The 26,395-nt window shown below is 64.9% G+C and carries 27 protein-coding genes; 11 read left to right on the top strand and 16 right to left on the bottom strand.

The genetic code is table 11. From position 1 onward, the window contains the following. Positions 1 to 58: 58 nt before the first annotated feature. The 3 genes from clpB to AC07Z7_RS14015 form a co-directional block, all read right to left on the bottom strand. Complete coding sequence (clpB, locus tag AC07Z7_RS14025; RefSeq protein WP_494766591.1) at positions 59 to 2,665, bottom strand: ATP-dependent chaperone ClpB; 2,607 nt, start codon at positions 2,663 to 2,665, stop codon at positions 59 to 61. A gap of 216 nt (positions 2,666 to 2,881) precedes the next feature. Beyond that, positions 2,882 to 3,361, bottom strand: coding sequence for a molybdenum cofactor biosynthesis protein MoaE (locus AC07Z7_RS14020; protein WP_094285618.1), 480 nt, complete (start codon positions 3,359 to 3,361; stop codon positions 2,882 to 2,884). Between the two features lie 50 nt (positions 3,362 to 3,411). Beyond that, positions 3,412 to 3,642 (bottom strand): hypothetical protein, encoded by a 231-nt coding sequence (locus AC07Z7_RS14015; RefSeq protein WP_094285616.1) that lies wholly within the window; start codon positions 3,640 to 3,642, stop codon positions 3,412 to 3,414. Positions 3,643 to 3,723: 81 nt separating this feature from the next. Between AC07Z7_RS14015 and AC07Z7_RS14010 the strand changes: the two genes are divergently transcribed. The 3 genes from AC07Z7_RS14010 to dapA all read left to right on the top strand — a co-directional run bounded on the left by AC07Z7_RS14010 (position 3,724) and on the right by dapA (position 5,481). After that, positions 3,724 to 3,978 (top strand): hypothetical protein, encoded by a 255-nt coding sequence (locus tag AC07Z7_RS14010; protein WP_094285614.1) that lies wholly within the window; start codon positions 3,724 to 3,726, stop codon positions 3,976 to 3,978. Positions 3,979 to 3,986: 8 nt separating this feature from the next. After that, positions 3,987 to 4,325, top strand: coding sequence for a hypothetical protein (locus tag AC07Z7_RS14005; RefSeq protein ID WP_494766590.1), 339 nt, complete (start codon positions 3,987 to 3,989; stop codon positions 4,323 to 4,325). A 259-nt stretch (positions 4,326 to 4,584) separates the two neighbouring features. Then, on the top strand, positions 4,585 to 5,481 hold the full coding sequence (gene dapA / locus AC07Z7_RS14000; protein WP_494766589.1) for a 4-hydroxy-tetrahydrodipicolinate synthase: 897 nt from the start codon (positions 4,585 to 4,587) through the stop codon (positions 5,479 to 5,481). Here dapA and moaD read toward each other — a convergent pair. The 7 genes from moaD to AC07Z7_RS13965 all read right to left on the bottom strand — a co-directional run bounded on the left by moaD (position 5,468) and on the right by AC07Z7_RS13965 (position 12,180). Further along, complete coding sequence (gene moaD, locus AC07Z7_RS13995) at positions 5,468 to 5,722, bottom strand: molybdopterin converting factor subunit 1 (RefSeq protein ID WP_494766588.1); 255 nt, start codon at positions 5,720 to 5,722, stop codon at positions 5,468 to 5,470. The two genes, dapA and moaD, sit on opposite strands and share 14 nt — an antisense overlap. A 79-nt stretch (positions 5,723 to 5,801) precedes the next feature. Next, positions 5,802 to 7,046, bottom strand: a complete 1,245-nt coding sequence (locus AC07Z7_RS13990) for a molybdopterin molybdotransferase MoeA (protein WP_494766587.1) — start codon at positions 7,044 to 7,046, stop codon at positions 5,802 to 5,804. Beyond that, positions 7,031 to 7,600: a molybdopterin-guanine dinucleotide biosynthesis protein B gene (gene mobB, locus AC07Z7_RS13985; RefSeq protein WP_094285596.1), complete on the bottom strand. Its 570-nt coding sequence runs from the start codon at positions 7,598 to 7,600 to the stop codon at positions 7,031 to 7,033. The genes AC07Z7_RS13990 and mobB overlap by 16 nt, the downstream gene beginning before the upstream one ends. A 101-nt stretch (positions 7,601 to 7,701) precedes the next feature. Further along, positions 7,702 to 9,147, bottom strand: coding sequence for a threonine synthase (gene thrC, locus AC07Z7_RS13980; protein ID WP_494766586.1), 1,446 nt, complete (start codon positions 9,145 to 9,147; stop codon positions 7,702 to 7,704). 22 nt (positions 9,148 to 9,169) lie between these two features. Then, positions 9,170 to 9,484 carry a response regulator gene (locus AC07Z7_RS13975; RefSeq protein ID WP_252657828.1) on the bottom strand — a complete coding sequence of 105 codons (315 nt, stop codon included), beginning with the start codon at positions 9,482 to 9,484 and terminating at the stop codon, positions 9,170 to 9,172. A gap of 45 nt (positions 9,485 to 9,529) precedes the next feature. Further along, positions 9,530 to 10,864 (bottom strand): homoserine dehydrogenase, encoded by a 1,335-nt coding sequence (locus AC07Z7_RS13970; RefSeq protein ID WP_494766585.1) that lies wholly within the window; start codon positions 10,862 to 10,864, stop codon positions 9,530 to 9,532. Between the two features lie 71 nt (positions 10,865 to 10,935). Next, the gene (locus AC07Z7_RS13965) at positions 10,936 to 12,180 is read right to left on the bottom strand and encodes a pyridoxal phosphate-dependent aminotransferase (RefSeq protein WP_494766584.1); all 1,245 of its coding nucleotides are present in this window, start codon (positions 12,178 to 12,180) and stop codon (positions 10,936 to 10,938) included. Positions 12,181 to 12,332: 152 nt separating this feature from the next. On the opposite strand from AC07Z7_RS13965, the gene AC07Z7_RS13960 reads away from it, so the two are divergent. The 3 genes from AC07Z7_RS13960 to AC07Z7_RS13950 all read left to right on the top strand — a co-directional run bounded on the left by AC07Z7_RS13960 (position 12,333) and on the right by AC07Z7_RS13950 (position 15,374). Then, a complete protein-coding gene (locus AC07Z7_RS13960) occupies positions 12,333 to 12,704 on the top strand; it encodes an Mth938-like domain-containing protein (RefSeq protein ID WP_063461151.1) in 372 nt (123 codons plus the stop codon). 216 nt (positions 12,705 to 12,920) lie between these two features. After that, entirely contained in the window at positions 12,921 to 13,406 is a 486-nt protein-coding gene (locus AC07Z7_RS13955; protein WP_063461152.1) for a peroxiredoxin, read from the top strand. A 216-nt stretch (positions 13,407 to 13,622) separates the two neighbouring features. Continuing rightward, the gene (locus tag AC07Z7_RS13950) at positions 13,623 to 15,374 is read left to right on the top strand and encodes a PhoH family protein (RefSeq protein ID WP_494766583.1); all 1,752 of its coding nucleotides are present in this window, start codon (positions 13,623 to 13,625) and stop codon (positions 15,372 to 15,374) included. Between the two features lie 71 nt (positions 15,375 to 15,445). Here AC07Z7_RS13950 and dnaB read toward each other — a convergent pair whose 3' ends face one another. The 5 genes from dnaB to rpsF form a co-directional block, all read right to left on the bottom strand. Then, complete coding sequence (gene dnaB, locus AC07Z7_RS13945; RefSeq protein WP_094285582.1) at positions 15,446 to 16,867, bottom strand: replicative DNA helicase; 1,422 nt, start codon at positions 16,865 to 16,867, stop codon at positions 15,446 to 15,448. Between the two features lie 194 nt (positions 16,868 to 17,061). Continuing rightward, positions 17,062 to 17,514, bottom strand: a complete 453-nt coding sequence (rplI, locus tag AC07Z7_RS13940) for a 50S ribosomal protein L9 (protein ID WP_094285580.1) — start codon at positions 17,512 to 17,514, stop codon at positions 17,062 to 17,064. 12 nt (positions 17,515 to 17,526) lie between these two features. After that, positions 17,527 to 17,808, bottom strand: coding sequence for a 30S ribosomal protein S18 (gene rpsR, locus AC07Z7_RS13935; RefSeq protein ID WP_005795932.1), 282 nt, complete (start codon positions 17,806 to 17,808; stop codon positions 17,527 to 17,529). A gap of 17 nt (positions 17,809 to 17,825) precedes the next feature. Beyond that, positions 17,826 to 18,116, bottom strand: a complete 291-nt coding sequence (gene priB / locus AC07Z7_RS13930) for a primosomal replication protein N (RefSeq protein WP_094285578.1) — start codon at positions 18,114 to 18,116, stop codon at positions 17,826 to 17,828. A gap of 15 nt (positions 18,117 to 18,131) precedes the next feature. Continuing rightward, positions 18,132 to 18,521: a 30S ribosomal protein S6 gene (rpsF, locus tag AC07Z7_RS13925; RefSeq protein ID WP_094285575.1), complete on the bottom strand. Its 390-nt coding sequence runs from the start codon at positions 18,519 to 18,521 to the stop codon at positions 18,132 to 18,134. A gap of 329 nt (positions 18,522 to 18,850) precedes the next feature. Here rpsF and grpE point away from each other — a divergent pair, with 329 nt between their 5' ends. The 3 genes from grpE to dnaJ all read left to right on the top strand — a co-directional run bounded on the left by grpE (position 18,851) and on the right by dnaJ (position 22,678). Further along, positions 18,851 to 19,402, top strand: a complete 552-nt coding sequence (grpE, locus tag AC07Z7_RS13920) for a nucleotide exchange factor GrpE (RefSeq protein ID WP_494766582.1) — start codon at positions 18,851 to 18,853, stop codon at positions 19,400 to 19,402. A gap of 94 nt (positions 19,403 to 19,496) precedes the next feature. Next, on the top strand, positions 19,497 to 21,449 hold the full coding sequence (gene dnaK / locus AC07Z7_RS13915; RefSeq protein ID WP_252657823.1) for a molecular chaperone DnaK: 1,953 nt from the start codon (positions 19,497 to 19,499) through the stop codon (positions 21,447 to 21,449). An 83-nt stretch (positions 21,450 to 21,532) separates the two neighbouring features. Continuing rightward, entirely contained in the window at positions 21,533 to 22,678 is a 1,146-nt protein-coding gene (gene dnaJ / locus AC07Z7_RS13910) for a molecular chaperone DnaJ (protein WP_055399485.1), read from the top strand. Positions 22,679 to 22,715: 37 nt separating this feature from the next. Here the strand turns inward: dnaJ and AC07Z7_RS13905 are convergent, their stop codons facing one another. Next, the gene (locus AC07Z7_RS13905; protein WP_494766581.1) at positions 22,716 to 23,660 is read right to left on the bottom strand and encodes a lytic transglycosylase domain-containing protein; all 945 of its coding nucleotides are present in this window, start codon (positions 23,658 to 23,660) and stop codon (positions 22,716 to 22,718) included. A 245-nt stretch (positions 23,661 to 23,905) separates the two neighbouring features. Here AC07Z7_RS13905 and AC07Z7_RS13900 point away from each other — a divergent pair, with 245 nt between their 5' ends. Together AC07Z7_RS13900 and AC07Z7_RS13895 are read left to right on the top strand one after the other, a co-directional pair. After that, positions 23,906 to 25,270, top strand: coding sequence for an MBL fold metallo-hydrolase (locus tag AC07Z7_RS13900; protein WP_494766580.1), 1,365 nt, complete (start codon positions 23,906 to 23,908; stop codon positions 25,268 to 25,270). A 139-nt stretch (positions 25,271 to 25,409) separates the two neighbouring features. After that, on the top strand, positions 25,410 to 26,387 hold the full coding sequence (locus AC07Z7_RS13895; protein ID WP_494766579.1) for a LysR family transcriptional regulator: 978 nt from the start codon (positions 25,410 to 25,412) through the stop codon (positions 26,385 to 26,387). Positions 26,388 to 26,395 lie beyond the last annotated feature (8 nt).

Here is a 26,395-nt window from a genome sequence, read left to right as displayed (position 1 = left end):
CAATTTGGGAAAGGGGCGGCAGCGCGGATGCGCGCCACCACCCCTTCCCACACCCGCATCACCCCTGCGGGGCCACGCCGAACTGGAACACGCCCGGCTCCAGCACCGGGTTCACGGTGACGGGGATCACGCTCTTGGGCGGGAAGCGCCCCTCCAGCAGCAGCTTGGACAGCGGGTTCTCGATGCGCTGCTGGATCGCCCGCTTGAGCGGCCGCGCACCAAACACCGGGTCAAACCCCACTTTGGCCAATTCTGCCAAGGCCGCATCCGACACCTGCAACTCCAAATCCATCTTGGCCAACCGGGATTGCAGCAACTGCAGCTGGATCTTGGCGATGGACGCAATGTGCTGCGCATCCAGCGCATGGAACACCACGGTCTCGTCAATGCGGTTCAGGAACTCCGGACGGAAGTGGTTCTTGAGTTCGCCCCACACCGCATCCTTAATGTCCTGCGAGTCCTGCCCCACCATGGCCTGGATCAGGTGCGAGCCAATGTTGCTCGTCATCACGATCACCGTGTTCTTGAAGTCCACGGTGCGGCCTTGGCCGTCGGTCAGGCGACCGTCGTCCAGCACCTGCAGCAGCACGTTGAACACGTCGGGGTGGGCTTTCTCCACCTCGTCAAGCAGCAGCACGCTGTAGGGCTTGCGGCGCACCGCCTCGGTCAGGTAGCCGCCCTCCTCATAGCCCACATAGCCGGGGGGCGCGCCGATCAGGCGGGCCACCGAGTGCTTCTCCATGAACTCGCTCATGTCGATGCGCACCAGGTGCTCCTCGCTGTCGAACAGGAAGCCCGCCAGCGCCTTGCACAGCTCGGTCTTGCCCACGCCCGTGGGGCCCAGGAACAGGAAGGAACCCGTGGGACGATTCGGGTCGGACAGGCCCGAGCGCGAACGGCGGATGGCATTGGCCACTGCAGCAATTGCCTCTTGCTGGCCCACCACGCGCTCGTGCAGCTTGGCTTCCATCTGCAAGAGCTTGTCCTTCTCGCCCTGCATCATCTTGGCCACAGGGATGCCCGTGGCACGGCTCACCACCTCGGCGATTTCTTCGGCACCGACTTGGGTGCGCAGCAGGCGGCGCGCGGCAGGAGCACCGTCCTTGCCCGCTTCTTGCGCCTGGGCTTCCTTCAACTGCTTTTCCAGCTCGGGCAGCTTGCCGTACTGCAGCTCGGCCACCTTGTTGAAGTCGCCCTTGCGGGTGAACTCCTCGATCTGGAACTTGAGCTTGTCGATGGCCTCGCGCACATGCGCGCTGCCCTGCGCCTGGGCCTTTTCGGACTGCCAGATCTCGTCGTAGTCGGCGATTTCCTTTTGCAGCTTGCCGATCTCTTCCTCGATCAATGCAAAGCGTTTTTGCGACGACTCGTCTTTCTCGCGGCGCACGGCTTCGCGCTCGATCTGCAGCTGGATCAGGCGGCGGTCGAGCTTGTCCATGATCTCGGGCTTGGAGTCCATCTCGATCTTGATCTTGGACGCCGCCTCGTCGATCAGGTCGATCGCCTTGTCGGGCAGGAATCGGTCGGTGATGTAGCGGTTGGACAGCTCGGCCGCGGCCACGATGGCCGGGTCGGTGATGTCCACACCATGGTGCACCTCGTACTTCTCCTGCAGGCCACGCAGGATGGCGATGGTGGCCTCCACCGTGGGCTCGCCCACCAGGATCTTCTGGAAGCGGCGCTCCAGCGCGGCGTCCTTCTCGATGTACTTGCGGTATTCGTCAAGCGTGGTCGCGCCCACACAGTGCAGCTCGCCGCGCGCCAAGGCGGGCTTGAGCATGTTGCCCGCATCCATCGCGCCTTCGCCCTTGCCTGCGCCCACCATGGTGTGCAGCTCGTCGATGAAGACGATGGTCTGGCCCTCATCCTTGGCCAGCTCGTTGAGCACGGCTTTGAGGCGCTCCTCGAACTCGCCGCGGAACTTGGCGCCTGCCAGCAACGCTGCCATGTCCAGGCTCAGCACGCGCTTGCCTTTGAGGCTTTCGGGCACCTCGCCCGCCACGATGCGCTGGGCCAGGCCTTCCACAATGGCGGTCTTGCCCACGCCAGGCTCGCCAATGAGCACGGGGTTGTTCTTGGTGCGGCGCTGCAGCACCTGGATGGCGCGGCGGATCTCGTCGTCGCGCCCGATCACCGGGTCCAGCTTGCCGATGCGCGCGCGCTCGGTCAGGTCCAGGCAGTATTTGGCGAGCGCGCCGCGCTGGCCCTCGGCCTCGGCGCTGTCCACTTTCTGGCCGCCGCGCACGGCGTCAATGGCGGCCTCCAGGCTCTTGCGCGTAAGGCCGTTGTCCTTGGCAATCTTGGCGGCGTCGCCTTTGCTGTCGATCACGGCCAGCAAAAACAACTCGCTCGCGATGAACGGATCGCCGCGTTTGATGGCCTCCTTCTCGGTGGCCTGCAGCACGCGGCCCAGCTCGGGCCCGCCCTGCACCTGGTCGTTGCCCTGCACCTGGGGCAGGCGCTTGACGGCCGCCTCGGCCGCTGTCAGCAGGCCGGGCACGTTGGCGCCTGCACGCTGCAGCAGCGCCTTGGGGCCGTCGTCCTGTTGCAGCATGGCCAGCAGCACATGCACGGGTTCGATGTAGGCGTTGTCATGGCCCAGTGCAATGCTCTGGGCATCGCTCAGGGCTTCCTGGAACTTGGTGGTGAATTTGTCGAGACGCATGGGGAATGTCCTCCGAATTGCAGAACACTTGAGGCACCGTGTGCCTGATTTCAAGACAGTCCCCCACCCCGCCTCATGGCCTGCCGTTGACCTGTATCAGTGATTCGCCACGCCAGAGAAACACCAATTACTACTACTTTTATAGCAACAAACGCATTACCAAAGCGCGGAGGCAGCCAATTTTTTTCAAATTTCTGCCCCATCGGGCTCCGCGCGTCAGCCCGCGTTGCCCAGCGTGATGCCCCAGCGCGCCAGTGCGGCGTCATCGCTCACCCGCGCATCCACCCAGCGCGCGCCCTGGGCGGTTTCTTCCTTCTTCCAGAACGGCGCCTGGGTCTTGAGGTAGTCCATGAGGAACTCGCAAGCCTGGAAGCTCTGGCCCCGGTGGGCGCTGGTCACGGCCACCAGCACGATCTGGTCGAGCGGCTGCAGCAGCCCCACGCGGTGGATGACGCGGGCGCCGAAGATGTCGAAGCGCCGGAAGGCTTCGTCCACCATGGCCTCGATGGATTTTTCGGTCATGCCGGGGTAGTGCTCCAGCTCCATGGACGCCACCTGGTCCCCTTCATTGCGGTCGCGCACCGTGCCCACAAAGCTGCACACCGCGCCCACGCCCTTGTTTTCGCGGCGCAGCGCCGCCACCTCGGCAGACAGGTCGAAGTCTTCGGTCTGGATGGAAACGCGGGGCACAGTCATGGCGACAGGGCTTTCGGGCAATTCGGTAACCACTGGGGCAGGCGGCGCGCTCATGGCGACCGGTGCAGGCGCGGCGCCGCCAGCAGGGCGCGCTCTTCTTCCACGAACTTGTTCAACTGGGCGAGCGCCGGAGTGGGGGGCAGCTTGGCCAGCAGGGTCTGCAGGCGCGTCACGTCGGCCACCGAGGGGGCCACCTTGATCTGCGCGATGGCGGCGGGCAGGTTGCCGCCCTGGATCAGGGCCAGGACCTTGCCCGGCCATTCACTTTTGGGTCTTGCCATGGGATGCTTGAAGTAACTGTACGATTCGCCCGCACTGTACCCGCACTGCCGCCCCCTTTGAACAGGCTCGCATCAACGACCATGGCCACACAAACGATTCAGACCGACCTGTACAAGCTCTACCCCTCGCCCCGCAACACGCACAAGGACGTTTTCGAGCACCAGGTTTTTGTCCCCTATCCCTACGCCATCATCGACCTGGAGGTGATGGAGCTGGCCGGCAAGACCACGCTGTTTGCGGCCTGCCGGCTGTCGGACATGAAGATGGGCCAGCTCGTGAGCTTCGAGCTGGCGGCAGACCAGGCCAAGTTCGAACGTCTGTTCACCCCGGACTGACAAGCGCCATGGACGACGACAACCAGATCCACGTGCCGCCCTCGTTCATGGCGGTGTACAGCGACACACGCCAGCGCCTGACCGAAAAGCCCGCCGTGGTGCGCGCCCGCTACGAGCTGTGCGAAGACCTGGCAGGCCACCTGGTGGAGCATGCGCAGACGCTTTACCACGTGCAGGCCCCGTCCGAAGCTGAGATCCTGCGGCGCATCCACGCCGGGCTGTGCACGGCCGAATCGGGCGTGTCGGTGGCCGAGGCCACGTGGATCACCACCCGGCTGGCCGAGCTGCTCAACTGGCCCTGCCCGGAGCTGGTCGCGCCCACGCCGCAGCCCGTGGCAGGCCCTTGATCCAACGCTTGGCTATACTGCGCCCCATGCCCGCACACACTTCCTTTGCCATGACTGCCGCAACTGCGGCGGCATTGCAATGTGTGGGCAAAGCCAAAAAACCAGAGCTCATCTGACCGGAGCTGTGGTTCCGTCCGGATGAGCGACGGAACCACTTGGCAGAGAAATTCCCTTCTTTTTTCTCTTTCCCTTCCGGCATTCCGCGCGCATTCCTTCCGGACGGTTCTTCCCCTGGTCGAACCCTGAAAGGATGTTTTGCATGTCTGCCACCGCTACCACCCCCTCCCGCCAGCCGCTGTTCAGCGGACTCTGGATCGCCCTGGTCACGCCCTTCAAGGACGGGGCCGTGGACCACCCGGCACTCGCCGCCCTCACCACCAGGCTGCGCGCCCAGGGCGTTTCAGGTTTTGTCGCCTGCGGCTCCACGGGCGAAGCCGCTGCACTCGACAAGGCCGAGCAGTTGCAGGTCCTGGGAACGGTGCTCCAGGCCGCCCAGGGCCTGCCCGTGGTGATGGGTGTGTCGGGCTACCACCAGGGCCAGGTGCTGGAGCAAGTGCAGGCCCTGGCACGCTACCCGGTGGCGGGATTGCTGGTGTCGGCCCCGCACTACATCCGCCCCTCGCAAGAGGGCCTGCTGCACTGGTTCCGCACATTGGCCGACGCCAGCGCCGTGCCGCTGCTGGTCTACGACATTCCCTACCGCACGGGCGCCACGCTTAGCACCGAAACGCTGCTGGCGCTGGCCGCGCATCCGCGCATCCAGGCCATCAAGGACTGCGGCGGCAACCCGGCCAAGACACAGGCCCTGATCGCCGATGGCCGCCTGCAGGTGCTGGCGGGCGAAGACGCGCAGATCTTCCACACGCTGGCGCTGGGCGGCGCGGGCGCGATCTCGGCCAGCGCGCACTGGCAGACGCCCCGCTTTGTGGAACTGATGGCGTTGCTACGCGCAGGCGACCTGGGTGAAGCCCGCCGCGTGTGGCAGGCCCTGCTGCCCTGGATCGAGGTCTGCTTTGCCGAGCCCAACCCGGCACCGCTGAAGGCCGTGCTGGCCCATGCCGGTGAGATGAACAACGAGCTGCGCGCACCGATGATGGTCGCCTCCGAGGCGCTGGGGCAACGCCTTCAGGCCCAGGCCGGACTCAGCCCCCGGTAACAGGTGGGAAGAACGCCACCTCGGCCCCGTCGGGCAGGGTGGCGGATTCATCGCTCAGGGTCTGGTTGAGCGCCATGCGTACGGCCCTGCCACGGGCGAGGCTGCTGGCATGGGCTCCGCCGCGTGCGATCAGCTCGTCGCGCAGGGCGCTCAGGGTGGTGGCGTTCGTTTCGACCGGCTCGCTGCCTTGGCCGATGGCCTCGCGGATAGAGGCGAAATAGCGGACGGTGATCCTGTTCATCGCCGGGCCGCCCCAAGATGAAAAGCAGCCCCCTCGGGGGGCAGCGACCACACGAAGTGGGAAGCGCGGGGGTTAACGTTCATGCCAGAAGCTCCGAGAAGGCGATGTACCGCACGGTATCGCCCGCAGCAATGGTCTGGCCCGCCGGGTTGTCCACCACGCCATCGCCCCAGGCCGCCGAAGTCAGCACGCCCGAGCTCTGGTTGCCAAACAGGTCCAGTCCACCCGCCGCGTTGTGCCGCACGCGCAAGAATTCGCGGCGCTTGTCGGCCTTGGGCCAGCTGAAATCTGCCCGCACGGCCACGGATTGGGGTGCTGCCACATCGCACACGCCCTGCAGCCGCAGCACAAAGGGCCGCACCAGCAGCGCGAAGGTCAGAAAACTCGACACCGGGTTGCCGGGCAGGCCCATGAAATGCGCCGCCCCAATGCGACCATAAGCGAAGGGCTTGCCAGGCTTCATGGCGATCTGCCACAGGTCCAGCGTGCCCAGCGTTTCCACGGCGGGCTTGATATGGTCTTCCTCGCCCACGCTCACGCCGCCGCTGGTCAGGATGAGGTCGTGCGCGGCACTCGCGTCGCGCAGGGCGGCGATGGTGGCATCCCGCTGGTCGGGCACGATGCCGAAGTCCGTCACCTCGCAGCCCAGGCGCTGCAGCATGGCGCGCAAAAAGAAGCGGTTGCTGTTGTAGATGGCGCCGGGGCGCATCTGCTCGGGCGGCACCTCGCCGGGCATGACGAGTTCGTCGCCAGTGGAGAACAGCGCCACGCGCGGGCGGCGGGCCACCTGCAGTTCGTGCAAGCCGATGCTGGCGGCCAGGCCCAGCTCGGCGGGGGTCAGGCGTGTGCCCGCAGACAGCACCACGGCGCCCCGGGTGATGTCCTCGCCCGCGCTGCGGATCCACTGGCCAGCCTGGGGGACGGCGTTGATACGCACCGAACCCAGGCCATCGGGGGCTGCAAGGGCCTCACAGTCTTCCTGCATCAGGATCGCATCGGCGCCTGCTGGCACCGGCGCGCCGGTGAAGATGCGTGCTGCCGTGCCGGGCTGCAGCGGGTCGCCCGCACTGCCCGCAGGAATGCGCTGCGACACGGGCAACACCACCCCCGCGGCCGCCACATCGGCACAGCGCACGGCGTAGCCGTCCATGGAGCTGTTGTCCTGCGGGGGCACCTGCAGGGCCGAGACGCAGTCCTGCGCCAGCACGCGGCCGTCGGCGTCAAAGGTGGTGACGGTGTCGGTGCCCGCCAGCGGCGTGGCGTGGGCCAGCAGCTCGGCCAGTGCGTCGTCCAGCGCCTTGAGGGGTTTCATTGGGGGGCGCATGGCAGCAGGCCTCCGTGCAGTTCCCAGTTGTACTCAAAGCGGTGCCCGTACTCGATCAGCCAGTCCACCACCTGCGCGGGCTGGTTCAGGTCCAGCAGCGGCAGCTGGGTGGGCTGGGGCAGGCTCGCAGCGGCATCGGTGGCCACGGCCACCACGAAGTCGTCCTCGGGATAGCGCACGGGCTTGGCCACCTGGCCGGGCTCGGGGGCACGCCAGACTTCAATCTTGAGCAGGTCGCTGTCCTTGAAGCCCTCCACCAGCACCCAGTCCACACCCTGGTACAGCTCGGCCAGCAGGTGGTGCACGCTGAGCGTGGCGGGCTGCTCGAACTCGCGCACCAGCATCAGGCGCTTGTCCGATGCGGCCACCACCTCAAAGGCCCCTGCCTCGCGGTGGCGGTAGGTGTCCTTGCCCGGGTGGTCGATGTCGAAACTGTGGTGGGCATGCTTGACCACCGACACCCGCAGCCCGCGCAGCCGCAGCTCGGGGATCAGCTGCTCGACCAGCGTGGTCTTGCCACTGCCGGAGAACCCGGCAAAACCGACAACCTTCATCCAGTGCTCCTTGGTTAGCTATATTTTTTATAGCTACTAGCGCTTACCAGACGCGCGCCAGGGGCGTTTTTTTCTCAAATCCCCTCAAACGGGGCGTCGCCTCAGCCCTGTGCGGCCGGGGCGCAGTGGCGCTCGATGTAGGCCTTGACCAGCTCCACATCGGCAGGCATGACCTGCACGCGCTTGGGCAGGTCTTCAATGCCTGCAAACTTGGCGGGCCGCTCGGGCGCATGGCCCAGGGCCTCGATGATGGTCTCGGCGAACTTGATGGGCAGGGCGGTCTCCAGCACGATCATCGGCACCTTGGCATCGCTGTGGTGCTCACGCGCCACCTTCACGCCGTCGGCAGTGTGGGTGTCGATGGTGACGCCATAGCGCTCGAAGGTGTCCTTGATGGTGGCCAGGCGGTCGGCATGGGTGCTCTTGCCGCTTTCAAAGCCGTACTTGCCCGCCGCATCGGCAAACAGCGGCTCGGCGCTCAGGTCGAAGCGGCCATAGGTTTGCAGCGCGGCGCTGAACAAGGCCTTGGTGCGCTGGCCGTTGCGGCCCAGCAGGTCGAAGATGAAACGCTCGAAGTTGCTGGCCTTGCTGATGTCCATCGACGGGCTTGACGTCTCGTGTGTGTCGGCCGCGCCCCGCACGCGGTACACGCCGGTGCGGAAGAACTCGTCCAGCACGTCGTTCTCGTTCGTGGCCACCACCAGCTTGGCAATGGGCAGGCCCATCATCCGCGCCACATGGCCTGCGCAGATGTTGCCGAAGTTGCCCGAGGGAACCGTGAAGCTGACCTTCTGGTCGTTGGTCTCGGTGGCCTGGATGTAGCCCGCGAAGTAGTAGACCACCTGCGCCAGGAGGCGCGCCCAGTTGATGGAGTTGACGGTGCCGATCTTGTACTTGGCCTTGAAGGCGTGGTCGTTGGACACGGCCTTGACGATGTCCTGGCAATCGTCGAACACGCCTTCGATGGCGATGTTGTGGATGTTTTCGTCCTGCAGGCTGAACATCTGCGCCTGCTGGAAGGCGCTCATGCGGCCATGCGGGCTGGTCATGAACACGCGCACGCCCTCTTTGCCGCGCATGGCATATTCGGCCGCGCTGCCGGTGTCGCCGCTGGTGGCGCCCAGGATGTTGAGCTGCTCGCCACGGCGCTTGAGTTCGTATTCGAACAGGTTGCCCAGCAGCTGCATCGCCATGTCCTTGAAGGCCAGCGTGGGGCCATTGGACAGGGCTTCGAGCCACAGGCCGTCTTCGAGGTGGCGCAGGGGCACGATCTCGCCCGTGCCGAAGACTTCAGCGGTGTAGGTCTTGGCGCACAGGGCCTTGAGGTCAGCGGCGGGGATGTCGTCGATGTACAGCGACAGGATGCGGAAGGCCAGCTCGGCGTAGCCCTGCTCGTGGTATGCCTTGCGCAGCTGGGTGAGCGCGGCGTCGCTGATCTGCGGGTAGTGCTCGGGCAGGTACAGGCCACCGTCGGGTGCCAGGCCTTCGAGCAGGATGTCGCAGAACTGTTTGCGGTCTGCGTGGCCGCGTGTGCTGAGGTATTTCATGAGGGGGTCCCGTCGGTGTCGCTCAAAGACTGATGCCGTACACGCGGATATCAAGGTAAAAACGTGAGGCGATCAGCAGCAGGAAGCCGCCGATCAGGATCAGCCAGTGCAGTGGCTTGTCCTCGTAATTGTCCGTGCGCTCCAGCAGCACGAAGTACAGCCAGGCCGCCAGAAAACTGCCCACCCCGTTGAGGATGGCCTGCCCGCGCGGCATGGACCCGAACAGGGCCAGCATGACCAGCAGGCCGAACCAGAACGCCAGATGCCAGCGCGGCAGATCGACATGCGCCATCTTGAGCAGCGCCGACAGCGTGAGGGCGGCAACCAGGGTGGGCATGGCGGGGCAGCATCATGGCGCGTGGGGGCCCTTTGCGGCGCTGGCTCAGTTCAGCTCTTCCTTGCGGATGCGCGTGATGGGCGCCAGCACCGTGGGCAGGGCCTGCATCTGGGCGATCACGGCGTCCATGGTGCCTTCGCGGGTGTCGTGGGTCAGGATGATCAGGTCGGTCTGGGTGGAGCCCTCGCCACCCACTTCGTCGGCCTCGCGCTGCAGCACCGCGTCGATGCTCACACCGGCCTCGGCCAGCAGGCCGGTGACCTTGGCGAGCACGCCGGCCTGGTCGGCCACGCGCAGGCGCAGGTAGTAGCTGGTGACCACTTCGCTCATGGGCAGCACGGGCAGCTGATCCATGGCGCCCTGCAACGTGTTGGCCTGGAAGGCCAGGTGCGGCACGCGGTGCTCGGGGTCTGCGGTGTGCAGGCGGGCGATGTCCACCAGGTCGGCGATCACGGCACTGGCGGTGGGCTCGGAGCCCGCGCCCTTGCCGTAGTACAGCGTGGTGCCCACGGCGTCGCCCTGCACCACCACGGCGTTCATGGCGCCTTCCACATTGGCGATCAGGCGCTTGGAGGGCACGAGGCTCGGATGCACACGCAGCTCGATGCCCTTGTCAGCACGCTTGGTGATGCCCAGCAGCTTGATGCGGTAGCCCAGCTGCTCGGCGTACTTGATGTCGGCCGCGCCGAGCTTGGTGATGCCCTCGACATAGGCCTTGTCGAACTGCACCGGGATGCCGAAGGCAATGGCGCTCATCAGCGTGACCTTGTGCGCCGCGTCCACGCCTTCGATGTCGAAGGTGGGGTCGGCCTCGGCGTAGCCCAGGCGTTGCGCTTCCTTCAGCACCACGTCGAAGTCCAGGCCCTTGCTGCGCATCTCGGACAGGATGAAGTTGGTGGTGCCGTTGATGATGCCGGCAAGCCACTGGATGCGGTTGGCCGTGAGGCCCTCGCGCAGCGCCTTGATGATGGGGATGCCCCCGGCCACGGCGGCCTCGAAGGCCACCATCACGCCCTTGGCCGATGCGGCCGCAAAAATCTCGGTGCCGTGCACGGCCAGCAGCGCCTTGTTGGCGGTGACCACATGCTTGCCCGCTGCGATGGCTTCCAGCACCAGTGCGCGCGCAACGCCGTAGCCGCCAATCAGCTCGATCACGATGTCGATGTCGGGGTTGGCAATGATGGCGCGGGCGTCGTTGACGACCTGGATGCCGTCACCCACCACGGCCCTGGCGCGCTCCACGTCCAGGTCGGCCACCATGGTGATCTCGATGCCACGGCCCGCGCGGCGGCTGATTTCGTCCTGGTTGCGTGCAAGCACGTTGAACACGCCGCTGCCGACGGTGCCGATGCCCAGAAGGCCTACTTGGATGGGTTTCATGGAAGATTTACCAGTCAAAAATGGTGTTTGCGCCTGTCCAGCAAGCGCTAGCAGCTATCAAAAAATGAGTATCAACCGACGCGCCGCAGATCGGTGCCGCAGCGCTTGCGGTACTGCTCCAGGAAACGCGCCACGCGGCCAATGGCGTCGCGCAGGTCGTCCTCGTGGGGCAGGAACACGATGCGGAAGTGGTCGGGTGCCGACCAGTTGAAGCCCGTGCCCTGCACCAGCATCACCTTGGTCTCCTGCAGCAGTTCCAGGAAGAACTGCTGGTCGTCCTCGATGGGGTACACGGCCGGGTCGAGGCGCGGAAACATGTAGAGCGCCGCCTGGGGCTTCACGCAGCTCACGCCCGGGATGGCGGTGATCAGCTCATAGGCCAGGTCGCGCTGCTTGCGCAGACGGCCGCCCTCGCCCACCAGCTCGTTGATGCTCTGGTAGCCGCCCAGCGCCGTCTGCACGGCCCACTGGCCGGGCACGTTGGCACACAGGCGCATGTTCGAGAGCATGTTCAGGCCCTCGATGTAGTCCTTGGCGGGCTTCTTGTCGCCCGACACCACCAGCCAGCCCGCACGGTAGCCACAGGAACGGTAGCTCTTGGACAGCGAGTTGAAGGTGAGCGTGAGCACATCCTCGCTGAGCGAGCCAATCGCCGTGTGCTTGGCGCCGTCGTACAGCACCTTGTCGTACACCTCGTCGGCAAAGATCACGAGGCCGTGCTCGCGCGCAATGGCGACGATGCCCTTGAGCAGCGCGTCCGAGTACAGCGCGCCCGTGGGGTTGTTGGGGTTGATGACCACGATGCCCTTGGTGCGGGGCGTGATCTTGGCGCGGATGTCGTCCAGGTCGGGCATCCAGCCATTGGCCTCGTCGCACAGGTAGTGCACGGGCGTGCCACCCGAGAGGCTGGCCGCCGCCGTCCACAGCGGGTAGTCGGGCGAGGGCAGCAGCAGCTCGTCGCCCGTGTCCAGCAGCGCGTTCGTGGCCATCACGATGAGTTCGCTGGCGCCATTGCCCAGGTAGATGTCATCGAGCGCCACGCCCTTGATGCCCTGCTTCTGGGTCTCGTGCATCACGGCCTTGCGGGCGGCAAAAATGCCCTTGCTGTCCGAGTAGCCTGCCGAGTTGGGCAGGTTGCGGATCATGTCGAGCTGGATTTCCTCGGGCGCATCGAAGCCGAACACGGCCAGGTTGCCGATGTTGAGCTTGATGATCTTGTGCCCGTCTTCCTCCATCTTCTTGGCCGCGTCCATGATCGGCCCCCGGATGTCATAGCAGACGTTGGCAAGCTTGGCGGATTTTTGGACGGTTTTCATGCGCTGACGGTGGTGCGGTGGGGTCAGGGGGCGGCCAAAGCAACGGGTACTTTGGCGAAACCTATAATTTGACCACAGAACCGGCGCCCTCCCCTGGCGCAAGCGCCTCTGGCCACGCCCTGCCAACCGCCCCGCCTGCCACTCCAACCTCCATGAAATTTCAGCCCGACCGCTCGAACGCACAGACCATCAGCGGCTACGGCCCCGGCTGGATCGGCGTGGACGCGGAGAAGATCACCCACAGCGTCATCCTCGGCTCCGGCGGGCTGCGCCAGGCTTGGCCCTGCGCACGCTTCGAAGACCTGACCCCGGACCACTTCGTGCAACTGGCCACCCTGGAGGCCGAGCTGGTGATCCTTGGCAGCGGAACCCGCAACCGCTTTCCGCCCCCCGCCTGGCTAGCCCCGCTGATGGCGCGGCGGCTGGGGCTGGAAACCATGGACACGGCCGCAGCCTGCCGCACCTACAACATCCTGGCCGGAGAAGGCCGGAATGTGGTGGCAGCGCTGATTCTGGAAACCTGAAAGCCCATCTGCAACCCCTTGCAGCAGGCGCGGCGCACCTATGCAAACCCTTGCCAACGCGCCCGCCACACGAGGCAAGACACACAGTCTTACATTTGGCTGGCAATCGATTTCGGGGTAAAATCACCGGTTGCGGTCGGGGGCACCAACCAAGAGCAATAACACACCCCATTCCCCCGGCTTACCAACGACTACATCCTGAGAGATTGAAGTGATATGGCGATCGTTGTCAACAAACCCCTCCCTGAATTTGAAGCCAACGCGACCGGTGGAATCAAGGTTTCCAACACCTCCCACCTTGGCCAGATTCTGGTTCTGTACTTCTATCCCAAGGACAACACGCCTGGCTGCACCACGGAGGCCATGCAGTTTCGCGACAAGTACAAGGATTTCGTGAAAGCGGGCGCTGCGGTGTTCGGCGTGTCGCGTGACAACATGAAGTCGCATGACGACTTCAAGGAAAAGTTGGAACTGCCATTCGAGCTGATCGCCGACACCGAAGAGAAGATGTGCCACATGTTCGGCGTGGTCAAGAACAAGATCATGTACGGCAAGAAGGTCAAGGGCATCGAGCGCAGCACCTTCCTGATCGGCCCCGACGGCCTGCTGGTGCAGGAATGGCGCGGCCTCAAGGTGCCCGGCCACGTGGACGAAGTCCTCAAGACCGTCAAATCCATCAAGGCCTTGAAAAAGGCCGCCTAGTCCTCTGCCACCTGCGCACCCGGATCAAGCCCCTGGAGCATCGACGCGACACCCCACCGGTTTTGCCCCGGCAAGACATCCAGAGTGGGCATAATGGATTTATGCCCCTGGTTATCGCGACGTTTACCCCTCCCCAAAAAGCCGCCTTGGCCTCCAGGCGGCTTTTTGCTTTCTGACCCCCGTCTTTCTTCATTTACCGACCGAGGCCCTGCCACCATGCCCCTGCCCCCCGCCCCCAGCCGGCGCGCTGCACTCCTCGCGCCAGAAGCCTTCGAAGTCACGGCCCGCCCACGGGTGTCACAAACCTCGGCCAACGAACCCGTTGCCGCACCTGTGCGCGCAGCTTCGGCCACCCGCACAGGACGCAAGGCAGGCAGCGCCGCACCGGCCACGCCCGCAGCCCTGGTCGCAGCCCCGCTGATCCAGGTCGAAACCCAGGCCCGCGCCCCCGAGCCAGTAGCCACCCCAACCGCCCGCGCTACCGGCACCCACAAGGCACGCAAGACCAGCGTGGCAGCAAGCCCCAGCGCTGCAGCCCCTACCGCTGCACCCCGGGGTAAAAAGGTCGCACCACAGGGCCCGACCAAGCTGTTCGTGCTGGACACGAATGTGCTGCTGCACGACCCCACCAGCCTGTTCCGCTTCGAAGAGCACGACATCTTCCTGCCGATGATCGTGCTGGAAGAACTGGACGGCCACAAGAAGGGCATGACCGAAGTGGCCCGCAATGGCCGCCAGGCCAGCCGCACCCTGGATGCGCTGGCTGCCGCCCAAGGTGCCGACATGGCCAAGGGCCTCAAGCTCGACTCCACAGGCCAGCGTGCCGCAGGCGGTCACCTGTTCTTCCAGACCGTACCGCTCGACTACAGCCTGCCCACCAGCCTGCCGCCTGGCAAGGCCGACAACCAGATCCTGGGCGTGGTGGAAGCCCTGCGCAAGCTGCATGCGCCGCGCGAGGTGGTGCTGGTGTCCAAGGACATCAACATGCGCGTCAAGGCGCGCGCGCTGGGCCTGAATGCCGAGGACTACCAGAACGACAAGACGCTGGAAGACGGCGACCTCCTGTACGCCGGTGTGCTGGCCCTGCCCCCCGACTTCTGGGCCAAGAGTGGCAAGAACGTGGAGAGCTGGCAGAGCGGCGCCCACACCTACTACCGCATCGGCGGGCCCATCGTGCCCCAGCTGATGATCAACCAGTTTGTGTATTTTGAGGCCCCCGGCGAGCCCAGCCTGTTTGCGCGCGTGAGCGAGATCCGCGAGAAAACAGCGGTGCTGCAGACGCTCAAGGACTATGGCTCGGCCAAGAACGCCGTGTGGGGCGTGACCACGCGCAACCGCGAGCAGAACTACGCCATGAACCTGCTCATGGACCCCGAGATTGACTTCGTGACGCTGACCGGCACCGCCGGCACCGGCAAGACCCTGCTGGCCCTGGCCGCAGGCCTGACCCAGGTGCTGGACGACCGCCGCTACACCGAGATCATCATGACCCGCGCCACCGTGAGCGTGGGCGAGGACATCGGCTTCCTGCCCGGCACCGAAGAAGAAAAGATGGGCCCCTGGATGGGCGCGCTGGACGACAACCTCGAATTCTTGGCCAAAGGCGACGGCGGCAATGCGGGTGAATGGGGCCGCGCCGCCACCAACGAGCTGATCCGTAGCCGCATCAAGATCAAGAGCATGAACTTCATGCGCGGGCGCACTTTCCTGAACAAATACGTGATCATCGACGAAGCGCAGAACCTGACGCCCAAACAGATGAAGACACTCATCACCCGCGCGGGCCCGGGTACCAAGATCATCTGCATGGGCAACCTCGCACAGATCGACACGCCATACCTGACCGAAGGCTCCTCGGGCCTGACGTATGCGGTGGACCGCTTCAAGGGATGGCCACACAGCGGGCACATCACGCTGGCGCGCGGTGAGCGCTCGCGCCTGGCGGACTTTGCGAGCGAAGTGCTCTGATCTCGCACTGAAAATGCAAAGGCCCCTGCCGATGGCAGGGGCCTTGTTCATTGGAGCGTCAACACCGCACGTCAGTAGTCATCTCCACCGCCCATGGCCAGGTTTTCGAAACGTGTCTGGTTCTTCTGGAAGAACAGCTTCACGGTGCCCGTGGGGCCGTTCCGCTGCTTGCCGATGATGACCTCGGCCACGTTGGGCTCCTTGCTGTCCTTGTTGTAGTAGTCATCACGGTAGATGAACATGATGATGTCCGCGTCCTGCTCGATGGCGCCCGATTCGCGCAGGTCGGACATCATGGGGCGCTTGTCGGTGCGCTGTTCTACCGAGCGGTTGAGCTGCGACAACGCGATCACGGGGCACTGCAGCTCCTTGGCCAGCATTTTCAGGCCCCGGGAGATCTCGCCCAGTTCGGTGGCACGGTTATCAGCGCTCCCGGCGCCCGAGCCACTCATAAGCTGCAAGTAGTCCACCACGATCAGGCCCAGCTTGCCACACTGGCGCGCCAGCCGCCGCGCATTGGCACGCAACTCACCCGGGGACAGGCCCGGTGTTTCGTCGATGTGCAGCGAGACGGTGCGCAACCGCTCAATGGCCTCGGTCAGGCGCGGCCATTCATCGTCGGTGAGTTTGCCGGTGCGCAGGTTGCCCTGGTTCACGCGGCCGATGGAGCCCACGATACGCACCGCCAGCTGGGCGGCACCCATTTCCATGGAGAAGATCGCGACCGGCAGGCCTTCGTTGAGCGCCACATGTTCGGCGATGTTCACCGCAAACGAGGTCTTGCCCATGGACGGGCGGGCGGCCAGCACAATCATGTCGCCCGCCTGCAGGCCGGAGGTCATGCGGTCCAGGTCAGCAAAACCGGTGGGCACACCGGTCACATCGGCCGGGTTGTCGGCCATCTCCTGCACCTTGTCGAGCAGGTCGATCACCAGGTTGTCGAGCGACTGGAAGCCCTGCTTGTTGCGCGAGCCCTCTTCGCCGATGGCAAATATCTTGGCCTCAGCCTCGTCCAGAATCCGCTCCACCGTCTTGCCCTGCGGGTTGAAGGCGTTGGTGGAGATCTCGTCGCTGGCCGTGACCAGTTTGCGCAGGATGGCCCGCTCGCGCACGATCTCGGCGTAGCGGCGGATGTTGGTGGCGCTGGGAACGTACTGCGCCAGGTTGTTCAGGTAGGTGAGCCCGCCCATCTCCTGGGCCTTGCCCTGGTTCTTGAGCTGCTCGAACACCGTGATCACATCGGCTGGCTTGCTGGCATTGATCAGCGCGCCGATGGCCGCGTAAATGGCCTGGTGTTCGTAACGGTAGAAATCGCCCTCCTTGAGCAGATCCCCCACCCGGTCCCAGGCGTTGTTGTCCAGCAGCAGGCCGCCCAGCACGCTGGACTCGGCCTCGATGGAGTGCGGCGGCGTGCGCAGCTTGGCAATTTCCTGGTCTTCGCTGGCAGATGGCAGCGAACCCTGTTCGTCGAGCGGAGGGAAAACAGCGGACATGGATTTCTCCGGGACAGGTCTAGAAACCGGTTACCCCATGGCCCCAGGGGCAGCAGCCGAAATGGATAAGCCTTGGGACAATCTGTGGATGACCAGTGGGCAACCCTGTACAAATGGGCTGGGTCAAAAGCGCGAAAGCCGCCCGGAGGCGGCTTTCGCGGCGAGTCGCGCAGAGATTATCTACGCGCTGGCGATCAGGCGGTTTCGCCGTAGACCGACACGTTGACTTCCACCACCACGTCGGTGTGCAGAGCCACGCTCACGGCGCTGTCGCTCACAACCTTGATAGGGCCGTTGGGCAGGCGGATCTGCGACTTGGCAACCTTGTAGCCTTGCTTGTTCAGCTCTTCGGCGATGTCATGGTTGGTCACAGAACCGAACAGACGGCCGTCCACGCCCGCCTTTTGCGTCAGCTTGACGGTGGTGCCAGCCAGCTTTTCGCCTTGGGCTTGGGCTTCTGCCAGCTTGGCGGCAGCAGCCTTTTCGAGTTCGGCGCGCTTGGCTTCGAACTCTGCCTTGGCAGCTTCGGTGGCACGGCGTGCACGGCCCGAAGGGATCAGGAAGTTGCGGGCGTAGCCGTCCTTGACCTTGACGATTTCACCGAGGTTGCCGAGGTTCACAACCTTGTCGAGCAGGATGATTTGCATGGGTTGTGCTCCTTAGATCTTGTGCTGGTCGCTGTAAGGCACCAGGGCCAGGAAGCGGGCGCGCTTGATGGCGGTGTTCAGCTGACGCTGGAAGATGGCGCGCGTGCCGGTCAGGCGTGCGGGGATGATCTTGCCGTTTTCGGCGATGAAATCGCGCAGCGTATCGACATCCTTGTAGTCGATTTCTTCAACGCCCGTCACCGTGAAGCGGCAGAAGCGCTTGCGCTTGAACAGCAGGGACTGGGTGTTGCGCTTTGGGCGCTTGTCTTTGTTGAACTTCTTGAACGTGGCCATTGCGGACCCCTTGAAAATTAATTTTGTTGAATATCCTGGATGTGCAGCACTGCGGTCTTGCCATTGCGCGGGTTGGCCAGAAATCCGTGAAAAGTCCAGTGACTTCCGATGTTCTGCCTTGCCAGACGCTCAGCCATTGCTCCGAAAGCCATGGCTTTGATGGCGGCCCTGACTGCGCGGGGATGTTCTGCCTCGGTTTGCTGCGACTCATGTTCGAGCCGCAGGGTGATGGCAGGCAATCCGGCGGGCGTGTAGCGCAGGGGTTCAGCCTCTGCGATACAGGCGGTCAAGACTACGCGGTTCTCCACTCCAAAAAGGATGGATCAGCGCTCGCCGCGCTCACCGCCGGCAGCTGCATACTCAGCTTGGCTGGCCTTGCGGGCTTCTTCGCGCTCAACGGTCTTCATCATGGAAGAGGGGCCCGTGTCGGCCTTCTTCTTCTGAACCGTCAGGTGGCGCAGCACGGCGTCGTTGAACTTGAAGGCGTGCTCCAGTTCAGCCATCACAGCCTGGTCAGCTTCGATGTTCACGCACAGGTAGTGGGCCTTGGCCAGCTTGTTGATCAGGTATGCCAGTTGACGGCGACCCCAGTCTTCCACGCGGTGCACCTTGCCACCGCCAGCGGTGATCATGCCCTTGTAGCGCTCCAGCATGGCTGGAACTTGTTCGCTTTGATCCGGATGGATCAACAAAATGATTTCGTAATGACGCATGCAGACTCCTTTTGGGTGAGACCACCCACCGCGTCTAGAAGTGGTGTGGCAAGGGAAAGCCTGCGATTATAGCCCGGCCGCCGCCGCTTGTACACTCAGCGTTTTCCGTCAGCCCTTGGGCACGCGCAAAAGGCGTCCAATGAAAGGCGCCTGGTGGTGCCTGAACGGATATTCAATCCTTGCAATACCCGGGGTTGGACCGACTTGCTTACCACTACGAAGCACTGCGCGCAGGGCCCAAAATCACAAATCCCTGGTACAGACCTTGATTTGTGACGGCATGCCCCCAAGTCCCGCGCGTACCGTTTCACTCACCTTCAGACCAAGACATGTCAGACCACAGCCAAACCACCCCGCCCCAGAGCGCCCCCGCCCCCGAAGAAGTCGAAGCCGCCATGGCTGCCCACGCCTCTGACGAGCTGGCCCGCCTCCAAGGCGAGCTGGCCGAGCTGAAGGCCAAGAGCGCCGATCTGGCCGACCAGTTCCTGCGCGCCAAGGCCGAGGCGGAGAACGCCCGCCGCCGCGCTGATGATGAAGTGGCGAAGGCCCGCAAGTTCGGCATCGAGAGCTTTGCCGAAAGCCTGCTGCCCGTGGCCGACAGCCTGGATGCCGCCCTGGCCATCAAGGAAGCCACGCCCCAACAGCTGCGCGAAGGTGCCGACGCCACTCTGCGCCAGCTGACCTCGGCCCTGGAGCGCAACAAGGTGCTGGCCATCAACCCCGCTGCGGGCGCCAAGTTCGACCCGCACCAGCACCAGGCCATCAGCGTGGTCCCAGCCGAGCAAGAGGCCAACACCGTCGTGGCCGTGCTGCAAAAAGGCTATGTGATCTCCGAACGCGTGCTGCGCCCGGCCCTCGTCACCGTCACGGCCCCGAAGTAAATCTTCAAATAAATCAGCGCGGATGACTTGAACCCCCACGAGTTATCCACAAGTTACTAGCCATCCAAACCATTCAAGCATTCGGAGAAAAATCATGGGAAAAATCATCGGCATTGACCTGGGCACCACCAACAGCTGCGTGTCCATCATGGAAGGCAACACCACGCGCGTGATCGAGAACAGCGAAGGCGCGCGCACCACGCCCTCCATCGTGGCCTACCAGGAAGACGGCGAGATCCTCGTTGGCGCCTCAGCCAAGCGCCAGGCCGTGACCAACCCCAAGAACACGCTGTACGCGATCAAGCGCCTGATCGGCCGCAAGTTCACCGAAAAAGAAGTGCAAAAGGACATCGACCTGATGCCCTACTCCATCGTGGCCGCCGACAACGGCGACGCCTGGGTGGAAGTGCGTGGCAGCAAGCTGTCGGCCCAGCAGGTGTCGGCCGACATCCTGCGCAAGATGAAGAAGACCGCCGAGGACTACCTGGGCGAGCCCGTGACCGAGGCCGTGATCACCGTGCCTGCGTACTTCAATGACGCCCAGCGCCAAGCCACCAAGGACGCCGGCCGCATCGCGGGCCTGGAAGTCAAGCGCATCATCAACGAGCCCACCGCTGCGGCCCTGGCCTTTGGCCTGGACAAGCAGGAAAAGGGCGATCGCAAGATCGCCGTGTATGACCTGGGTGGCGGCACGTTCGACGTGTCCATCATCGAAATCGCCGACGTGGACGGCGAAAAGCAGTTCGAAGTGTTGTCCACCAACGGCGACACCTTCCTGGGCGGCGAAGACTTCGACCAGCGCATCATCGACTTCATCATCAGCGAGTTCAAGAAGGAACAGGGCGTGGACCTGTCCAAGGACGTGCTGGCCCTGCAGCGCCTGAAGGAAGCCGCCGAAAAGGCCAAGATCGAGCTGTCGAACTCGGCCTCCACCGACATCAACCTGCCCTACATCACGGCCGATGCCTCGGGCCCCAAGCACCTGAACATCAAGCTGACCCGCGCCAAGCTGGAGGCCCTGGTGGAGGAGCTGATCGAGCGCACCATCGCGCCTTGCCGCACGGCAATCAAGGACGCTGGCGTGTCGGTGTCCGACATCCACGACGTGATCCTGGTCGGCGGCATGACCCGCATGCCCAAGGTGCAGGAGAAGGTGAAGGAATTCTTCGGCAAGGACCCCCGCAAGGACGTGAACCCTGACGAAGCCGTGGCCGTGGGCGCTGCCATCCAGGGCCAGGTGCTGTCGGGCGACCGCAAGGACGTGCTGCTGCTGGACGTGACCCCCCTGTCCCTGGGCATCGAGACCCTGGGCGGCGTCATGACCAAGATGATCACCAAGAACACCACGATCCCGACGAAGTTCGCGCAGACCTTCTCGACGGCCGACGACAACCAGCCCGCCGTGACGATCAAGGTGTTCCAGGGCGAGCGCGAGATGGCCTCGGGCAACAAGCTGCTGGGCGAATTCAACCTGGAAGGCATCCCGCCCGCAGCACGCGGCGTGCCACAGATCGAGGTGTCGTTCGACATCGACGCCAACGGCATCCTGCACGTGGGCGCCAAGGACAAGGGCACCGGCAAGGAGAACAAGATCACCATCAAGGCCAGCTCCGGCCTGTCGGAAGAAGAAATCCAGAAGATGGTGAAGGACGCCGAGCTGAACGCCGCCGACGACAAGAAGAAGCTGGAACTGGTGCAAGCCCGTAACCAGGGCGAAGCCGCCGTGCACAGCGTGAACAAGAGCCTGGCCGAGCATGGCGACAAGCTGGACGCTGGCGAAAAGGACGCGATCACGGCCGCCGTGAAGGCCCTGGAAGAAGCCTTGAAGGGTGAGGACAAGGCGTCCATCGACGAGAAGACCACGGCCTTGATGGCCGCCAGCCAGAAGCTGGGCGAGAAGATGTACGCCGAATCCCAGGCTGCACAAGCCGCCCAGGCCGCCGGTGGCGCCGATGCGGCAGGTGCCTCGGCCTCCGCTTCTTCGGCCAAGCCCGCTGACGACGACAACGTCGTCGATGCCGAAGTGAAGGAAGTCAAGAAGGGCTGAGCGAGCCCCCGTTGACCCGAGCCGCCGCGCAATGCCTACAGGGGCTGCGCGGCGTTCCTGTTCCAACCGGGTTCTGAATCACTATGTCCAAACGAGACTTTTACGAAATCCTGGGCGTTCCCAAGAACGCCTCGGACGAAGAAATCAAGAAGGCCTATCGCAAGCTGGCGATGAAGCACCACCCTGACCGCAACCAGGGTGATGCGGCCAAGCCTGCCGAAGAGAAGTTCAAGGAGGCCAAGGAGGCCTACGAGATGCTCTCCGACCCGCAAAAGCGTGCCGCCTACGACCAGTACGGCCACGCCGGGGTGGACCCCAACATGCGCGGCCCCGGCGGTGCAGGGGCAGAAGGTTTTGGCGGTTTTGCCGAGGCCTTCGGCGACATCTTCGGCGACATGTTTGGCCAGCAGGGCGGGCGTGGGCGCGGTGCGGGTGGCCGCCAGGTGTACCGGGGCAGCGACCTGAGCTACGCCATGGAGATCACACTGGAAGAAGCCGCACGCGGCAAGGACGCGCAGATCCGCATCCCCTCGTGGGAGAGCTGTGACACCTGCCACGGCAGCGGCGCCAAGCCCGGCACCAGCGCCAAGACCTGTGGCACCTGCCAGGGCGCAGGCACAGTGCAGATGCGCCAGGGCTTCTTCAGCGTGCAGCAGACCTGCCCGCACTGCCGTGGCACAGGCAAGATCATCCCCGAGCCCTGCACCACCTGCCATGGCCAGGGCAAGCTCAAGAAGCAGAAGACGCTGGAAGTGAAGATTCCTGCGGGCATCGACGACGGCATGCGCATCCGCTCCACCGGCAACGGCGAGCCGGGCACCAACGGCGGCCCGCCGGGTGACCTGTACATCGAGATCCGCCTGAAGAAACACGACATCTTCGAGCGCGACGGCGATGACCTGCACTGCCAGGTGCCCGTGAGCTTCATCACGGCCGCGCTGGGCGGCGAGATCGAGGTACCCACGCTCGCAGGCAAGGCCGCGATCGACATCCCTGAAGGCACCCAGGCCGGCAAGCAGTTCCGCCTGCGCGGCAAGGGCATCAAGGGCGTGCGCGCCAGCTACCCGGGCGATCTGTACTGCCACATCGCGGTGGAAACACCGGTCAAGCTGACCGAGCACCAGCGCAAGCTGCTGCGCGAGCTGGAAGATTCGCTCAAGAAGGGCGGCGCCCGCCACTCACCCAGCGGCGAGAGCTGGACGGACCGGCTGAAGAACTTCTTCAGCTGATCCAGCACCTGCTCCCCTCCCCCAACCGCCCTCGGCCTCACGGCCCGGGCGGTTTTTTCATGCGCGCTACGGGCTGCACGGCCAGCCCCGTGGCCTTGCCCGGCCGCTCGTGCTGGGGCGCGCGGTAAAAGCCCAGGATGCGGCGCACGTACTCACGCGTCTCGCTGTAGGGCGGCACGCCGCCATGCCGCTCCACCGCTTTCTCACCCGCGTTGTAGGCGGCCGAGGCCAGTGCCACATCGCCCCCAAAGCGGTCCAGCAACCAGCGCAGGTAGGTCAGCCCGCCACGCACGTTCTGCTCGGGGTTCCACACGTCGCGCACACCAAAACGATCCGCCGTCTCGGGGATCAGCTGCATCAGCCCCTGCGCGTTCTTGGGCGACAGCGCCCGGGCCTGGAAGTTGGACTCCGACCGCACGATGGCCAGTGCCAGGCGCGGGTCTACCTCGAAGCGGGGTGCGAGCCGCTGCACCAGCTCGGCGTGGCGGCGTTTTTCATCGGGCAGGTTGCTGACATAGCGGTCTACCACCTCGTGGGGCACAACCTCCTGCGCAGAATCGCGCACCTCCAGCCGGGGGGCGTCCCCCGTGGTGAGGCAGTCTGGCAGCTGGTCGCCCGGCGCCAGGCCTTCGGCCAGGCTGCGCGCCTTCTCGTGCCCCCGCTGCGCCGCCAGGGCCAGCAAGGTGGCTGCCGCTGCCGGATCCGGCACCACATCGCGTCCCCGCATCAGCAGGCGGCCCAGGCGGTATTGCGCCTCCACACTGCCGTAGCGCGCGGCATCGCAGTAGCGCTGCGCGGCGCGGTGCGGCTGGCGCCGCACTTCGGCCTCGTAGCCCTCCTCCAGCCAGCGCGACAGCACAGGGGGCTCGTCGGCCCATTCGGGCGGGTCGTCCAGGGCCTGCGCGCGCACCTGGGGCCCGCCCGTCAGCAAAACTGCTGCCAGCAAGGCGCCATGCGCGTGACAGGAAAACCTGGGTTGCATACCTCAACCTTTGGGATGAAGGTCCCGCCAAAACGGGGCATCAGGGAGATGGGCTGCCCACTGTAGTACCGCCGGAGGATTTGCAACAGAAAAACATTGCCAGCGGTGATTTCTTGATCTGAGGCAAGAATCCACCCGCCTGCGGTAGCCCCCGGCCCCCCTGCGCCGTAGCATGAAAGCCCGCCAGGCGGTCTTTGGGGGCCGCAATCCGGGGAAAAGGCAACAACGGGACAAGGGGCATCGGCATGAACGTCAACATCACCTTCCTGGGCGGCTCGGGCACGGTCACCGGCTCCAAATACCTTGTGCGCCACAACGGCAAGAGCCTGCTGGTGGACTGCGGACTCTTCCAGGGCTACAAGCAGCTGCGCCTGCGCAACTGGCAGCCCCTGCCCGTCACGCCGCACCAGATCGACGCGGTAGTGCTGACCCACGCGCACCTGGACCACAGCGGCTACCTGCCCCTGCTTGCGCGCGACGGCTACACCCGTGCGATCCACTGCACGCCGGGCACGCGCGACCTGTGCACCATCCTGCTGCCCGACAGCGGGCACCTGCAGGAAGAAGATGCCGCCTTCCTCAACCGCCACCAGCTCAGCAGCCACAGCCCGGCCCTGCCGCTGTACACCCGGCTGGATGCGCTGCACTGCCTTAAACAGTTCCAGATCCATGCTTTCCACAAGGCGTTCGAGCCCCTGCCCGGCTGGCGGGTGACGTTCTCTCCGGCAGGCCACATCCTGGGCGCGGCCAGCGTGCTGCTGGAGGTGGGTGGACGGCGCATCCTGTTCTCGGGCGACCTGGGGCGGCCCGACGACCTGCTCATGAACCCGCCCGATGCGCCGCCCCCGGCCGACACGGTACTCATCGAATCCACCTACGGCGACCGCGAGCACCCGCCGGAGGGCCTGCTCGACGAACTGGGCCCCGCCCTGCAGCGGCTGGCAGCACGCGGGGGCATCGCCGTGGTGCCTGTGTTCGCCGTGGGCCGCGCACAGGTTGTGCTGCACGCCATCGGGTTGCTGAAGGCACAGGGCGTGGTGCCTGCGTCGCTCAAGGTGTTCCTGGACAGCCCCATGGCTGTAAGCACGACCGGGCTGTTCCAGCACCACATGCAGGAACACCGACTGAGTGGACGCGAAGTGCAAGCGCTGGAACACGGCGCCACCATGGTTCAGACAACGGAACAGTCCAAAGGTCTGGCCCGGCTGCATGGCCCCATGGTCATTCTGTCGGCCAGCGGGATGGCCACCGGCGGCCGCGTGCTGCACCACCTGGCGTTGCACGCGGGCGACCACCGCAACATGATCATCCTGACCGGGCACCAGGCGCCGGGCACGCGCGGCGCGCGGCTGGCCGAGGGCGAAAAGACCATCCGCATCCATGGCCAGGATGTGGCTGTGCGTGCCGAGGTGGTGCGGCTGTCGTCCGCCTCGGCCCATGCCGATGGCAACCAGCTCATCGCCTGGCTGCGCAGCATGGGCCACGCGCCCGACCAGGTGTATGTGGTGCATGGCGAAATGGGCGCCGCCGACCACCTGCGCCAGCGGATCGCGCACGAACTGCGCTGGAATGCGGCGGTGCCAGAGCATGGCAGCACCTGTGTGGCCTGAGAAAGTGTGAACGAACCCGCCCCCTTGCGCAGCGGGCAAACCGCAGACGGGCAACCCAGCCATCTCGCATGGCGATGACAACCAACGAATAATGGGAAGAAAATAACGATCCTTCTCATTTCGAGAAGACAAACACCCCATGAAAAGCTCCGAGCGCAGTTTTGCGCGCCGTATTGACCTGACCTCGCTGCAACTGTTTGTGGCGGTGTGCGAGCTTGGCAGCATCGGCCGCGCGGCCGAGCGCGAATTCATCGCGGCATCGGCCGTCAGCAAGCGCCTGTCGGACCTGGAAACCGCTGTGGACACGGCCCTGCTGTACCGCCACAGCCGGGGCGTGACCCTGACCCCGGCAGGCGAGAGCCTGCTGCACCACGCCCGCACCGTGCTGTTTGGCCTCGAACGCATGCAGGGCGAGCTGAGCGAATACGCCGACGGCGTGCGCGGCCATGTGCGCATGCACGCCAACATCTCGGCCATCTTCCAGTTTTTGCCCGAAGACCTGGGCGCCTTTGCGCGCGAGCACAGCCAGATCAAGATCGACCTGCAGGAGCACCTCTCCAGCGACGTGCTGCATGCCGTGCAGGAAGGCGCGGCCGACCTGGGTATCTGCAACATCGGCATGGCCAGCGCCGGGGGCAGCCCCGCACTGCAAAGCCGCCCCTACCGGTCCGACCGTTTGATGCTTGTAGTGCCCTCTGGGCACGCCCTGTCTGCCCAGGCAGCTATCAATTTTGAAGAGGTGCTGGACTGGGACATCGTCGGCCTGCATGCCAACAGCAGCATCAGCCTGGCCATGCGCGCCGCCGCCGCCGCTGCCGGGCGCCCACTGCGCCAGCGCATCCAGGTCACGGGGCTCGATGCCATGTGCCGCATGATCGACAACGGCCTGGGCGTGGGCCTGCTGCCCGACCGGGCTTTTGCACTGATGCGCGGCGTGGGCCAGCTGCAGGCCATCCCGCTGACCGACGCCTGGGCCCACCGCGAACTGCGCGTGGTGGCCCGCGACTTTGACGCCCTGCCCATCACCGCGCGCCTGCTGGTGGAACACCTCGCGCCACACCCCGGCCCGGCACCAGTGAACCAAGCCCCCGACACTAAAATCCAATCCCCCACCTGAAAGTAGAA

This window comes from Acidovorax sp. GW101-11A03 (assembly GCF_059424825.1).
This window is presented reverse-complemented; position numbering and strand designations above follow the sequence as displayed.